General features: G+C 64.4%; 14 protein-coding genes and 1 pseudogene. All 15 read right to left on the reverse strand.

The annotated features are described in order from the left end of the window. Positions 1-49: 49 nt before the first annotated feature. A complete protein-coding gene (locus ISN75_RS03225; protein ID WP_168648052.1) occupies positions 50-640 on the reverse strand; it encodes a hypothetical protein in 591 nt (196 codons plus the stop codon). Positions 641-973: 333 nt separating this feature from the next. Then, complete coding sequence (locus ISN75_RS03230; protein ID WP_167252502.1) at positions 974-1312, reverse strand: hypothetical protein; 339 nt, start codon at positions 1310-1312, stop codon at positions 974-976. Between the two features lie 137 nt (positions 1313-1449). Next, positions 1450-1941 carry a DUF4189 domain-containing protein gene (locus tag ISN75_RS03235; RefSeq protein WP_167252501.1) on the reverse strand — a complete coding sequence of 164 codons (492 nt, stop codon included), beginning with the start codon at positions 1939-1941 and terminating at the stop codon, positions 1450-1452. A 2-nt stretch (positions 1942-1943) separates the two neighbouring features. Beyond that, positions 1944-3053 carry a type IV secretion system protein gene (locus ISN75_RS03240; protein ID WP_167252500.1) on the reverse strand — a complete coding sequence of 370 codons (1110 nt, stop codon included), beginning with the start codon at positions 3051-3053 and terminating at the stop codon, positions 1944-1946. 51 nt (positions 3054-3104) lie between these two features. After that, positions 3105-3887 carry a hypothetical protein gene (locus ISN75_RS03245; protein ID WP_343819411.1) on the reverse strand — a complete coding sequence of 261 codons (783 nt, stop codon included), beginning with the start codon at positions 3885-3887 and terminating at the stop codon, positions 3105-3107. 29 nt (positions 3888-3916) lie between these two features. After that, positions 3917-6394, reverse strand: a complete 2478-nt coding sequence (locus tag ISN75_RS03250; RefSeq protein ID WP_167252498.1) for a VirB4 family type IV secretion/conjugal transfer ATPase — start codon at positions 6392-6394, stop codon at positions 3917-3919. 69 nt (positions 6395-6463) lie between these two features. Further along, positions 6464-6769, reverse strand: coding sequence for a type IV secretion system protein VirB3 (locus ISN75_RS03255; protein ID WP_167252497.1), 306 nt, complete (start codon positions 6767-6769; stop codon positions 6464-6466). Next, a complete protein-coding gene (locus ISN75_RS03260) occupies positions 6762-7148 on the reverse strand; it encodes a TrbC/VirB2 family protein (protein ID WP_423385125.1) in 387 nt (128 codons plus the stop codon). Before ISN75_RS03260 ends, ISN75_RS03255 begins: the two co-directional genes overlap by 8 nt. An 803-nt stretch (positions 7149-7951) precedes the next feature. Then, a pseudogene (locus ISN75_RS03265) lies at positions 7952-8375 on the reverse strand (lytic transglycosylase domain-containing protein); the annotation flags it as partial. Between the two features lie 25 nt (positions 8376-8400). After that, a complete protein-coding gene (virB11, locus tag ISN75_RS03270) occupies positions 8401-9435 on the reverse strand; it encodes a P-type DNA transfer ATPase VirB11 (RefSeq protein ID WP_167252495.1) in 1035 nt (344 codons plus the stop codon). 18 nt (positions 9436-9453) lie between these two features. Further along, positions 9454-10692, reverse strand: coding sequence for a TrbI/VirB10 family protein (locus ISN75_RS03275; protein ID WP_167252494.1), 1239 nt, complete (start codon positions 10690-10692; stop codon positions 9454-9456). Then, a complete protein-coding gene (locus ISN75_RS03280; RefSeq protein WP_168648054.1) occupies positions 10689-11459 on the reverse strand; it encodes a TrbG/VirB9 family P-type conjugative transfer protein in 771 nt (256 codons plus the stop codon). Before ISN75_RS03280 ends, ISN75_RS03275 begins: the two co-directional genes overlap by 4 nt. Further along, positions 11456-12430 carry a virB8 family protein gene (locus ISN75_RS03285; protein WP_168648055.1) on the reverse strand — a complete coding sequence of 325 codons (975 nt, stop codon included), beginning with the start codon at positions 12428-12430 and terminating at the stop codon, positions 11456-11458. The genes ISN75_RS03280 and ISN75_RS03285 overlap by 4 nt, the downstream gene beginning before the upstream one ends. A gap of 42 nt (positions 12431-12472) precedes the next feature. Next, positions 12473-12940 (reverse strand): hypothetical protein, encoded by a 468-nt coding sequence (locus ISN75_RS03290; RefSeq protein ID WP_423385126.1) that lies wholly within the window; start codon positions 12938-12940, stop codon positions 12473-12475. A gap of 592 nt (positions 12941-13532) precedes the next feature. Continuing rightward, positions 13533-13889: a YraN family protein gene (locus ISN75_RS03295; protein ID WP_343819410.1), complete on the reverse strand. Its 357-nt coding sequence runs from the start codon at positions 13887-13889 to the stop codon at positions 13533-13535. Between the last annotated feature and the right edge of the window lie 4 nt (positions 13890-13893).

Consider the following 13893-nt stretch of genomic DNA (forward strand, 5'->3'; position numbering starts at 1 on the left):
GCTTACTCCTTAGTGGATGACGATGCTGGTTGAGTTGTAGGTGGAGGTTTTATGACTCCTTACAGCGCATGGCCTCCATCCGCTGCGCCGGCTTGCTCCGGTAGAACACGAACGTGGTGCTGCCCGGCCCCTGGTTGCCGCCGTCGTCGTCGATATAAGCTTCGGCGAAGACGGGCGCAGCGTTGGCCCCGAGCGTGATCTGGTAGAAGGCATTCTTCTGCGTGTTGGCGGCGGTGGTGCCGAAGTCCAGCGCGCAGGAGCCGCCGATGGGCTTGACCGCGGCATCGCCGCTGAGCTGGTGCTGCAGGATTTCCTGGTAGTTCTCGCTGGGATAGAACTTCACCAGCGCGATCGACTGCACCGCGGCCGCGTCGCCGTTGAGCGTGGCGCCGGCGTTGCCCTCGTTGTCCTGTCTGGTGCCGGCCTCGCCGCCCGTCTTGCCGTCCGGCACGTCGACCATGCCGAAGCCCGCCAGCAGCAGGTTGCCGCTGCGGTAGTGCGACATGTCGGGGCCGGTGGCGTCGGGGTTGTCCAGCGGCTTGGCGTCGCGCCACTGCACACCGGCTACGGCGTCGAAGGCCGCCCAGGGCGAGGCGTTGGTGGCGGCGAATACGCCAAGAAGGTTCTGCAGGGGAGACATGGCACTCTTTCCTTGAGTTTCGGCGGCGGCATGCACCGCAGGCGCGGAAGCCGCTGCTGCCGGTGCCTTCGCCGACGACGCGGCGGAAGGATCGGCCGATTGCGATGAGCCGCACGCGCTCAGCGAAGCGAGCAGCGCGACGAGCAGTAGCTTCCTTGGGCTCATGGATCGATGGGTCCTTTCAATCTGCCGTCGGCGAGTTTCAATGCCGCGGTGGCGTAAGGCAAGTGCAAGGGATGTGCGGAATTGCCTGAAATTTGCTCTGCGTCGTGCGCTTCGTCTCATCCGCCCACCTGCGGGCAGGTGGGCGGCATCTTTCCGTCGTGCAAACGTTCAGCGGCTGGATTGGGTCGAGTCGGACACGCCGTTCGCGGGGTTCGCGGGCGGCACCGGTTCCAGCGAGCTGCCGAGGTTGCCGGTCGTCGATGCGCCCGGGAACGCTTTCGGGCAGATTTCCTCGTAGACGAGTGCGGACGTCGGGTTGAAGCACTCCCAGTCCGTGACCGTGAACGAGCCGGTCACCGGATTGGAGGGCAGCCAGCAGTCCGAGGGCATGCCGAGGGTGCAGAACAGATAGGGGTTGTTCCCGTAGTAGGGGATGGCCTTAAAGAACTGCGCCGACGCGGTGGTGCTGGCGGCCAGGAGCAGGATGAGCAGCAGTGCTTTCTTCATGGGCATTCCTTTGCGTGAGATGGGATTGACGGATGCGTTAGCGGGAACGCTGCTTCCAGTACATTTTCATGGGCTGGCTTCAGCACGCCGTTTCCCGCGCAGAAACTGCAGCAGTGCTTGTCGTTCGCGTTATCGCGTTACTGAATGCGCCGAGCCAGGCTGCATCCGGAGTAATAGACCCAGCACTTTGCAGAGCCTTTCGAGGAGCAGTTCTTCATGCCTAGCCTGGATGCGTCATCCGATGTTTGGGCATTTTCGGTCCAGATGATCTGTCCATTCGCCATCACCGCGACACAGGCGTTCGCGTACACGTTGTTGACCGTGCAGTTGGCGCCGCCACGGTTGTGGCATTCCTGCATCGCGGAAGAGATCGCGCTTTCTTTGTCTGGCATGTCGGACACGATGCCAAAGGCACCCTGGTCCGACACCACCGCTCCCCAGCGCGAAGCCCAGCGCACAGGGGGCTGCGACGGTTGCTGAGGCTGCTGCTGGGCGTTGGGGTCGGGCCCGCAAACGCTTTGATCCTGGGCCGTTCCATAGGGAATCATGCCTGGAGGGCAGGAGACCTGTGCTCGTACCCCGGCGCTAAGGCCAATAAGACAGATCAGCAGGAGAATTCTTGCTTTCACATCTATGTCCTCTGGCTTGGCTCAAAGGCTTTGACTTTGTCCTCGGAAGCTGCCGCCGTCGTGGTGCCTATGACGCGGGTGCCCGCATTCGGGTTATACGTGGCGCCTTGAGGGATCGCTTGTTGCGAACTTCCGGAATTCTGGATCTGCGGCGGCGGCGCCGCATACGGCATCTGCTGGCCACTGGGGCTCATTTGAGACGAGGAACCGCCGAAGGCCGAATTGAACATGAAGTTGCCCATCGTGCCTTGGAAGAACAGCGAAGCCATGGGCGGAACGCTGATAATCAGCGCCGTCATCAGCAGGCCGATGCCGCCCTGCTGCAAGGCGAGGCTCGACAAGCCCTCAGTGCCTTCTGCTCCAGGGATAAGGCTATTGATCATATTGGCCGCCCATAGTGCCTCGGCGACGCTCAGGCATAGCCGCATGGCGATCGAGGTGACCACCGCCAGCATGGCCATCGAGAACAGCGTGCCGATGCCGTACATCAACCATTTTCGGAATAGTTCCTTGGTCTGCTCAAAGATCAGGCACAGGATGAACAATGGTCCCAATCCTATGAATAACGCCATAGCGAACTGGTAGAGCAGCAGCATCGCGCCGGCGGTCATGGGCGGGCTGGCGGTGCCGAACGTGGCCAACAGTTCGGCCTTGGATTTCTCGCTGGCCATTTCGATGTCGGTGGGGTTGACCTTGATCACATTGATCGCCGACAAGGCCAGCTGGGTCTTGGCCAGGTTCTTGTCGATCATGTCTTCCGGGGAGCTGTCGCTGCCGGTGAACAGGAAGTTGATGTGCTTGCCCAGGTCGGTGGTAAGCAATTCCTGGATGTCATTGCCGGCAACGGCGAGCGTGGTCGCCACCGAGACGATGAATACTATCTTCGCCATGTTCGCGACCAGGGCCATCATTGGCTCGCGGCTCTGGCCGGTGACCATGCGATAGCCCTGGATCATGATCCAGAGGGTGACCAGGATGACCGCGAAGGTCGACACCCACAGAGACATGCGTCCGAGGACGTCTTCCTGGAAATGGGCGATCTGGCTTTTCAGATAGCTGTTGACCAGCGAGAAGAAAATATAATCGCCGGTAGTTGCGGCAGGCTGCACCATAGCACCCAGTTCCTTAGGTTCGTGTCGCGAATGGCATCAATGCAGAACGGCTCAGTTGCCGTTGTTGAGATGATCGAAGGCGAGCTTCAGCGTGCCGGCCTGGACTAGGGTACCCAGCAGCGAACTCTTGCCCTTCATCGCCGTTTGGCCTAATTGGGCCTGCTGGCTTTGCAGATACTGGATTATCTGTTCGTCGGCCTGGACCTGTACCTGCCACAGACGGACTTCGGCATCCATGCTGGCCTGGCCACGCACGATATTGGCTTGCGCGCCGGCGAGCGCACCCTGGCTGGTGCCGACCATCTGCGATATCTGCTCGAACTGCTGCATGTAGCCGCCGTAGACGGTGTTGATGCGGTTGAGCATGTCGACGGTGAGGTTGTACTGGTGGTTGCGCCGCATCACGATCTGCTGGCAGATCTTAAGCTGGGCGTCGACCACCGGCTCGTTCATGCTGGGCATGGCCAGGGATATCAGGTCGGAGATGCTGGGCATGCCATCCTTGGAGGAGGGGCACGCATCCGCCACGCCGTCTTTCAGATCGACCCTGGTGTAGGTGGTGTTGAGGGTCAGCACGCTGCTGAAGCTCATGCTCTGCAACGAAATCAGCTGCTGCGCGTAGTGCTGCAGCACGGCCTGGTACTGCGCGAGCTCCTTGCCGTACTGCGCCGCGGTCTGCAGGAAGTTCGCCGCATCCTGCGCGATATGCGCCGGGTCGATGACCGCCCACTGCGCCTGCGCCTGATTGGCGTAGAAGCCGCTGAGCGAAACCACCGCGAATGCCACGGTAGCCGGAAGCTTCAGAAGACGGGGGGTGCGCGTTTGCTTGGTCATGGCACGTTGTCCGTAGTCGAGGGTTGGGGTCAGCCGGCCGCGGTGCGGCGGGGGGTGTTCTGGTTGGCGCCGGCCGGCGAGCTGGGCCGGCCCTTGCCGCTGCCCTTGCGGCGCTCGTAGAAGGTGGGCAGCCACTGGTCGGGCTTGAGATCGCCGGCGGGCACGCCGGCGGCATTGGCGTGTTCGGCCAGCACCTGGTGCATGATCTCGATGTTGTCGGTGGAGGCGGAGATCACCGCCAGCGCATCGTCCAGGCCGCGCAGGTTGAGCTGGCACACCGACGAGGCATGGCCCTGCTTGACCAGGAAGCAGCGCGAGCGCTCGTCCAGTCCCACCACCACCTGGTATTCCGCTTCCGTCAGCTTGAGGCCGTTGATGTAGTCCTCGCGGCTGGCGTTGGGATTGGGCAGCAGGATCATGGTGGCGGTCTGCTCGATCAGCGCCGCGGAGATGTCGCTGGCCAGCGCGTCCTCGGGACTTTGCGTGGCGAAGATGCCCATGCCGTTCTGCTTACGGATGGTCTTCTGCTTGTTCTTGGCGAATTCCTTCAGGCCGCCCTTGCCGTCCAGGATCTTCCAGAACTCGTCCATCACGTAGATCAGGCGGCGGCCGTCGATCAGCGACTCCAGGCGGTGCAGCAGGTAGTTGATCACCGGCGAGCGCACTTCGGGGTTGTCGATGATGTCGGTGTAGTCGAAGCCGATGATGTTGGCTTTCTGCAGGTCGATGGTGTCGACCGGGTTGTCGAACACCCAGCCCAGCGAGTTGCCGGCGGTCCACTTGCGCATGCGCACGAACAGGCCGTCGTCGCCCATGTTGGGCAGGCTCTTCTGGAAGTTGGTCATGGTGCGCAGGTGCATCGGCGTGTCGAGGATGGCCTCGACGGCGCGGAAGATGTCGTCCTCCTCGCGCGAGCTGTACACGCTTTTGCCGGCCAGCACCTTGATCAGGTCGGACAGGAACTGCACGTTGCCTTCGTTGCGCTCGCACTGGAACGGGTTGAAGCCCGTGGGCTGGCCGTTCTCCAGCGACAGGTAATTGCCGCCGCAGGCGCGCACGAAGATCTCCGCGCCCTTGTCCTTGTCGAAGAAGAAGATGGTCGGCGCGGGCTTGAGCTTCTGCACCTGGCTGAGCAGGAAGTTGATCAGCGCGGTTTTACCGGTACCGGACTTGCCGATGACCATGGTGTTGGCGATCGCCTTCTCGCCCAGCGAATTCTCGCCCGGGTGGGTGGCGTGGAAATTGAAGTAGTACGGCTGGCCGTTGGTGGTCTGCAGCGTGGTGACGCAATCGCCCCAGGGGTTGTTCTCCTTCTTGCCCAGCGCGAAGTTGTGCAGCGGCGACAGGCCCAGGAAGTTCAGCGAGCTGACGTTGGCCAGGCGGGTGCGGAACTTCCAGTTGGCGGGGAACTGCGAGTAGTACGACGCGGTGACCGCCAGGTCTTCCTTGATCGAGACGAAGCCGGCGTTGGAAAGCTCCGCGCGGGTGGCGGCGATCTGCTGCGAGAGCAGTTCGTGCGTGGCCGCGTAGATGGTCATCATGAAGTGGTACTCGCCCAGCACGAAGTTGCCGGAGGCGAGCTGGTCCATGGCCTGGTCCATCTCGATGATCTGGCTCACCGCCTTGTCGCCGGAGGAGATCATCATGCCCTTGGTGCGCTCCAGCGCCTTGAGCGCGTCCTGGCGGCCCATTGGGCTGAACGAGTGGGTGACCACGTATTCGAAGTCGAGGTACTTCAGGCCGTTGAGAATGCCCGGGTAGGTACCGTCCGGGTATTCCTTGATGTTGAGCACCGCACCGAAGTGATTGACGCCGGTGGGCGTGGTGATCACGAAGTCGCCGGTCTTGGCGGAGAAGCGCTGCTTGCTCACCGGCAGGTAGCGGTACACCGGCGCCTGCAGCACCGGCACCGGTTCGTCGATGCGGTTGAGCAGGTAGCCGAAGAATTCCAGCGGCTCGGAGAACACGATGCCGTTGCTGGCTTCGTACATGCCCAGGCGCGTGGGCGAGTACTCCTTGAGCACCGCCTCGACGTTGCCGGCCAGCTCCAGGATGGTGGCGACCGCCTGCTGCTGCTCGGCTTCGAGCTGGCTGACGTTGTCCGACTTGTCGGCGAAGCGCTTGCCGGCCACCACCGGACGGTAGATCAGGGTGAGATACAGCTCGTTCTGCATCAGCTTCTGGGCCGACAGCGCGCTGTAGTAGGCGTCGGACAGGCCCTGGTTGAAGGTGTGGTCGAACTTGCTGTTGTTGACCAGCTTGCGGCGGCGGCGCACGTCGTGGACCCAGAAGGCCACGTTGACGAAGTCCGGCGCGCGCAAGGTCTGCAGCATGCGGTTGAAGGTGTTGTGCCGGTGCTCGAGTTCCCATTCCTCGCGTCCGACGAAGGGCAGGCCTTCCAGCCGCCATACGAGCATGTAGTCGCCGCCCGTGGTCTTGAGCACGGTCGGAGATACATGGGTGGACAGTGGCAGGAATTCGCTGATGGGTGCGTCTGACGTGAACATGGCTCGATGACCGGTGATGTGTCGAAAAAGGCCGCCCCCGGCGAAAGTCTTCGCCGAGGGGCCCTTGTGTTACTTGTCTTTGTGATCCCGATAGGCATTGGGGGTGAACACCCACATGCCTTCGTTCTGCTGCAGGTTGCGCACCCGGGTCCGGAACTGCAGCCGCAGCCCCAGCAGGCGGAAGATCAGCTCATCGCGGCGCGCCATCTGGCGCATCACCATGACGATCGGCGGGATGATCGCCAGCAGCAGCATGTTGCCGGAGTACATGGCCAACAGCAGTCCGCTTCCCGCTCCGATGAAGAAGGGTATGTACGGCACGCCCATGAACATGGGCGGGCGCGTGCAGCCCCGGAAGAGCGCGTTCTTATGCATAGTGCTGCAGGATGTGGATCACGGCGGCCGAGCAGGTGTTGCCGGTGTCGCCGATCAGCATCTTGGCGATCTGGGCCGCCGCGCCGATCAGCACGCCGCCGATCAGGATCGGAGCCACGTCGCCGATGCGCTTGTGCGCGAAGGCGATCTGGTAGCCGGAGAAGATCACCGCGATGGTCACCACGGCGATCGACGCCATGTTGAGCAGGCCGTTGATGTTCTTGAAGAAGCCGCAGACCTTGGTGTCGGTGCCGGCGAAGTCCTGCGCGAACGCCAGGTCGGGCATGGCGATGGTAGCGACAAGGACCAGGCCCACGATCATCATGGCGAGCATGTTCTTGGTGTTCATGTTGGTCGGGATGTTGAGCTTGTTTGCCATTGGACGGTTCCTTCTGGGCGGTTCGGTGACGGGCGTCAGCCCGCGGGCTTTGGTGATACGACGGACGGCCCGGCCTGGGCCGGAGCTTGCTGGCGGCCCGAGGGCCTTCGCGGCAGGCCAGGCGTACCCGCGCGCGAATCGTGGTGGCCGCGCCCCGCGGGCGGCAGCCGGAAGAGGTCAGAAAACGAAGGCGGCATCGCTGCCTCCCTGGCGCATGTCGGCGCGGTCGGTGCCCGGCGCCACGTTGGCGTTGGCCTGGCGCGGCTGCTGCTGTTGCTGCTGCGGTGCGCGGTCGTTGGGGCCGCGCACCTGCGGCGTGAACACCTCGTCGCCCTGCCCGGCGGGGCCGGCGACCGGATTGCCGGCGGGAGCGGCGCCGACGACGCCGGCCATGATCGGCTGGTTGTCGTTGGCCTGGCCCTGGAAGTTGCCCGGCATGGCCTGGGGTGCCACCTGTGCGTTGGCCTGGCCGTTGGGCGCCATGGCCTGCTGCACGGTCTGCGCGAAATTCGGATTGGGCACGCCCTGCGGCATGGCCTGCTGCGGCAGCGCGTTGACCTGCTGCTGCGCCGGCTGCATGCCCAGGCGCGCGGCCACCGCATTCACCGCCGCCGTGGCGGCGGTGTCGATCGCCACGCTGCGCAGCGCCACGCGGTACGAAGCGTCGTCGATCTGCGTATTGACCACCGGCGGCACCACGCGGCGGTTGGCGTTCTGCGGCATGGCCTGGCTCTGGCCCTGGCTCTGCAGCGGAATGGCCTGGGCCACCTGGGTGTTGCTGGCCAGGCGCATGCCGCGGCCCATCGAGTCGTAGATCTTCTGGACGTAGCCGTCGCGGTAGCCGGTGGTGAAGTTGCCGGAGTAGTAGCAGCTGAAGGCCTTGCCCCAGTCGCCGCCCGCGCTGGCATAGCACTGCGCCAGGATGCGCGAGCCGGCGATCAGGTTGCCGCACATCGAGAACGCTTTCTCGTAGGTGTCCAGGCCGTACTTGCCGAAATTGCTGCGGTTGACCTGGGCCAGGCCGACCGAGAAGTTGTAGCCCTTGTTCTCCAGCATCTGGACGGTGGCGATCGCCTCGTCCAGGTTCTGCGGCTGGCGCACCAGCTGACCGCCCACCACGCCGATGGCGAAGGGATTGGAGCTCGACTCGACATTGACGACGTGCTGCATCACCTCCGCCGGTACGGCGAGGTTCTGGCAGGCCATCATTTCCAGTCCGGTCAGCATGGTCGGTCCCTGTGCTCCTGTGCCGTCAGCCGCCGGCGAACTGGCGGGCGGGGTTGAAGTCGATGCCGGTGATGTAGCGCCGGCCCGCGTGCGCCTTGATGTGCACCACGATGTCGATGGTCATCTGCAGCAGGCGCTTGATGGTGGCGAACTCCAGGCCCGAGCCTTCGGCCGAGGCCTTCACCATCAGGGCGAGCTGGTCCCAGGTTTGTTCCGGGCTGCCGGCGTGGCAGCTGGTGATCGAACCCGGATGGCCCGACGCGCAATTGCGGATGAAGTAGAACGATTCGTCGCCGCGCAGCTCGGCCAGGATGATGCGGTCCGGCTTCATGCGCAGGCACGCTTCCATGCAGCTCTTCGCGGTGACGTTGCTGGTGCTCTGGCCGCCCTTGGAATAGAGCAGGTGCACCACGTTGGGCTGGTCCAGGAACAGCTCGCGCGCGTCCTCGATGCTCACCAGCCGCTCGTGGTGCGGGATGTGGTGCACCAGCGACTTCATGAAGGTGGTCTTGCCGCTGCCGGTGGCGCCGGAGACCACGATGTTCTTCTTGTACAGCACCGCCTGGCGGAAGAAATCCGCGTAGCGGCGCTGCGCGCGCAGGTCGAGCAGTTCCTGGTCCAGGCTGCTGATGCCGTGCGCGTCCTCGATGATCTCGCTGAAGAAGCCGTCGTCGTGGTACTGCGCCAGCGTCTTGGTCTGCTTGGACGGCAGGCGGATGGTGATCGAGACCTTGCCGGCCTCGACGGCCGGCGGGATCACGAACTGCGCGCGCTGCCCGGTAGGGAAGGTGAGCGACACCACGGGGTCGGCGTCGGTGATGCGCTGCCCCGTGTTGCTCTCGTTGACGACGGCGGTGCAGAACTGGCGCGCGCGGTCGAAGGTCAGCGACGGGACTTCCATCTTCTGCCATCCGCCCCGGCTTTCCAGGTACAGCTCGCCCGGCCTGTTGATGCAGATTTCCGTGACCTCGGGCGAGGCCATGAACTCCTTGATGCCCAGTACCTCGTACTGGTAATCGAGGAATTCGTTGGAAACCTGTGCGACTGCGCCGTCATCCATACCGGTTCGTCTCGTTCCTCAAAGCCGGGAGACCACGCCGCTGAAATCCACGTCCTTGGCGACGTAGACATACAGCACCGTACCCTGGTTGACGGTCACCGTCGGCAGCCGGTTGGCCGCTTCGCGCACGGCCTGGTTGGCCAGGCTCTGGATGGTGGCCGCGGTGTTGCTCTCGAACGGCGACTGCGTCACCACGCCATTGCTGACCGTGGTCTGGCGCGGGCCGTGCTCGGCCGCCTCGTACTTGAACGCGTCGCTGAGCAGGCTGATCAGCAGGGCCGCGCCGATGCGGCTGGGCCAATGCGCGTCGTACTGGCCGGGGTGGCCGGAGCTGCCGAGGTTGTCGATGCCGGGGCTGGACATGTTCACGTCCACGCCGTTGGGCGTGATGATGCGGTCCCAGATCACGGCGATGCGCGGACCCTTCGGCACCGACTGGTACTTGCCCAGCACCTTCGAACCCTTCGGCAGCAGCAGCTTGTGGCCGTTGAAGGAGTACACCGGCTCAGTGACGATGCAGGTGGTGAAGCCCGGGAAGTCGCTGATGATGCGGGTTTCGAGCACGCAGCGGATGTACGTGCCGCGCTGCATCAGCGTGTCGGGGTTGTGCACCGTCTGCGCGCTGGCGTTCTTGTCCAGCGAGTTGAAGCCGAAGTCCGGACGGTTCGGGTCGCCCTGCTGCTGCGCCGGCTGGTTCGGATTGCCCATGCCCGGCAGGCCCTGCAGATAGGGATTGCCGGCCGGCACCGGATTGCCCTGCGCATCGGCCGCCTGCGCGGCGGAGTTGCCGGTCATCATGCGGCGCTCGACCAGGCTGGGGCCGCGCGGGCCTTCCTCGCGCTTGGGCTGCGGCGTGGGGTTGAGCGGCAGCGGCGGCGTCTGCGCGACCTGGATCGGCTCGGCCTGGCGCGGCGGCGGCGGGGGCGGCAGCGGGATCGGCCTGGGCGCGTCCGGCACCGTGACGGTTTCTTCCTTCGCCTTCTTCGGCTGCTCATGGCGCGAGGTGGCGCCGTTGACCAGCCAGAACGCGAGCACTACCAGCAGCGCCAGGATGCCGCCCATGAAGCCGAGCGCGCGGCGGTTCATGCGCTTCAGGTCGTTGGAGCGCAGCTGCGGCGCGTTGGCGTCCAGGTCGGGGACGGACTGCTGCTGCTGGTAATTGGTGTGATAAGGATTGCTCGACAACGGCTCGCCGCTGCCTTGCGGATTGTCCTGCGGCGCGCCCTGGCCGCCCTCGTATGGATTGTTCGAGCTCACTTTTTGGTGTTCCTTCGCAGGCCTACGACGTTGTCGCCGTGACGGATGACCAGGTAGGGATAGGTGCCGTGCACGATGATGGTGTTGCCCTCGACGGTGGTGTTCACCAGCGAGTCTTCGCCATGCTCACGTTCGCGCATGTACACCACCGGGAAGTCGCCCGTGGGGAACTTCGCCAGGTCCGGCAGCTTGATGTAGGTGAAGTGCGCGTCGTCGTAGACGTTCACCGGAATCAGCCAGGGCGACTTCTTGCCGCCGCGGGTGGCGTAGTCGTAGTCGAAGTTGTAGACACGGTCCTTGTGCAGTTCGGTGCTCTGCTCCGGCACGGCGGCGGTCTTCACCGCCTCGTCCGCGAACGCGGTGTCGCCCGGATAGGTGAAGCTGATGCGGTACTGCACGCCGGCGCGCTTGGCCTGGTCCAGCGCCTTCCAGTCGGTGGCGACGACTTTCAGCTCGAAGATGTACGAATGCGTCTCCGTGCGGATCATCAGGTTGGTGTCGACGTCGACGTTCTTGGGCTTCAGGTAGAACACGTTGTCGCGGCGCGACAGCTCCCAGCCGTTGGCGAAGCCGGTGCTGTAGTCCAGGATCTTCTCGTTCGGGCTGAGCTCGATCTGCGTGGTGATGCCCAGCGCGGTGCGCACCTGGTAGATGCGGTCGGGCTGGTACTCGTACTGCTGCACCACCTGCGCGTGAGCGTGGGGCGCAAGGCCCATGGCGGCCATGCAGATGGCGCCAGCCAGGGCTAGTTTCCTCGTTCGGTTCATCGACGGCCGACTCCATTCGCGGTGTTACGGGGCGCCGGCGCGGCGGGCGCCGGTGCCGTGGTCCTGGGGGCTTCGCGTTCCGGAATCGGGGATTGCGGAACGGGAGCGGTGCGCAGTCCGTCGTCGGGCGCGGCGCCCGGCTGCACGGTCATGGTGCCTTCGGCCGGCGCGGCGCCTGCCGGCGCGGCGGCGGCCTGCTCGGCATTCGGGTCGGGCGCGGCCGCCGGCACCGGGACTTCCTCCGGCGGAGCCGTGGCGTAGTCGTTGTCGACGCGGTAGCTGGTGACCTGGAAGCCGAGCGGGTTCTCGATGCGGTACTGGTCGTCCATCTTCAGGTTCGCCTTGTAGGCGAATTCGATGGTGGCGATCTTGCTGTCCAGCGGCTGCAGCGTGCCGGACTGCTTGTTGTAGATGCTGCGCTGGAAGCGCACGGTGGCGCCCTTGGGCGTCTGGCCCTGGCCGCCGCCGATCAGCACGATGCTGAGGATCTTCACGCGGATCGCCCGCTCGCGGCCGTACAGCTTGTACGGGCTGGTCGGGTTATTGGCCGCATGCAGCACGCGGAAGGCGTCGGCCACGTCCGGCGCCGACATCACCAGCACGGTGCCCCAGTCGCGCAGCGTCATGGTGGCGACGTCGAAGGACTCGCGCGCCAGCACGAAGTGCGCCACGTTGCTGCGGTTGATCGCTTCGCTGGTGCTGATCTGGCGGTTGGTGAAGTCCTCCGTCAGGCGCGCCACGGTGGCGGTGCCGGTGTAGGCGTCGGCCATCACCATGTAGGGGATCTTTTCCTTCAGCGGCAGCATGTAGAAATAGCCGCCGGCAAGGATCAGGGACATCACCACGGAGGAACCGGCCACCCACCACGCGCGGCGTTCGCTGCGCTTGGCGAGGTCGGCGACGGTCACCTCGAAATTGACCGACTTGGCGACGGCCTCGTCGATCTTCTTGCTCGATGTGCGCTTCAGCATCGGCGGAAACCCATAACGGAATTCACGACTAATCCCCTGTGATTACTTCGCGCTCGGCGCGCTGGGCGCCGGGCTGTTCGGTGCATCCGCCGGCGCGCCGACGGAACCGCCCGCCGCCTGCACCAGGATCTGGCGCTCGTCCGCGCTCACCGACACGCCCTGGCTGGCGTAGATCGACGACAGCTCGGCCGTGGCGGACTGGATATCGGTGGTGTGCAGGTCGCTTACGCGCTTGTAGAGCGTGTAGTCGGAGGGCAGCTGGTAGGACAACTGCATGCCGGTGTCGCGCGACCAGCGCGTCAGCATGTTCTTGAGCGTCTCGTCCATCGGCGAGGCGTAGAACGTGTAGTTCTTGGCAAGCGGAATCTCGGTGGGCGCGTCCTGGAAGCGGTTGACCTGTTTCCAGGAGCCGCCGAAGTCCTTGGCCGGCGTAGTGCCGCAGCCGGAAAGTGCCAGGGTGGCGAGCAACGAGGCGCCCAGCAGGGCCGGTTTGAAGAAATCCTTTTTCACGTCGTACCCACAAGTTGTAAGGAAAGCCGATATCGAGCCGTGAATCGTTCGCCGCAGGGTCCGCAATACCCTGAAACCAGGGCATGCCGATGACACCGGCGCAGGCCGGCGGCGTCAGATTCAGAGCAAGCGAAGAAGCGTCGGTGCGCGAGAACGCGCCGGAGTCCCCGAAGGTCCGGTGCGGAGGCAGGCGGTCGAGCCGCCGGTTGTTTTCCCCTGTCGCGCTACGGCGATGGCGGGCGACGCAAGCGCCCGCGAAGTGATGTGCATCGATTCCATTCAGACTCCCTGTCTAGTCTGGCTTCTTGCGACCGTCCTTAAACCTTGCATGCGGGCGGTTGGATGTGCGGCCAGCACACTTATTACAAGTAAACCGCACATTAATCTCCGGGGGCCAGACCCCGAGGGGCGGATTGTGACGCAGTGCGCCTAAATTTGGCAACGCGGTGTGTAGGTACAGCTTTTGCTTAGCGTTTGAAACATTGTCGTAAATCAGCCATAAAACAGTGGCTTGGGCATTTGGACGTCTAAACGTCCAGCCTTAACAACTGCCTTGTTGCGGCGCGCTTTTCAGGCCATTCCTGAAGGCTGGTCAACTGACCTGAAAGGCATCGCGCCACCACGACATCCGCGCCGCTTCGGCCGGCCCGTCGTAGCAGACCACGTCGAAGCGGCAGGGGCTCTGTGCGTGCTTCGGGTGCGCGGCCAGCCATAGCCGGGCGGCGCTGATCAGCCTGGCCTGTTTTGCCACAGTGATGGAGCTGGCCGCATCGCCATGCGTGGCCCGCACGCGGTGGCGCACTTCGACGAAGACCACGGTGTCGCCCTGGCGCATCACCAGATCGAGCTCGCCGTGGCGCGTGGTGAAGTTGCGCGCCAGCAGCGCCAGCCCGGCCCCTTGCAGGGCCGCGCAGGCGCGTTGCTCGAACAGCGCGCCGGCGGCGCGCATCGGT

Source organism: Dyella marensis, assembly GCF_049532885.1.
Classification (GTDB): Bacteria; Pseudomonadota; Gammaproteobacteria; order Xanthomonadales; family Rhodanobacteraceae; genus Dyella_D; species Dyella_D marensis.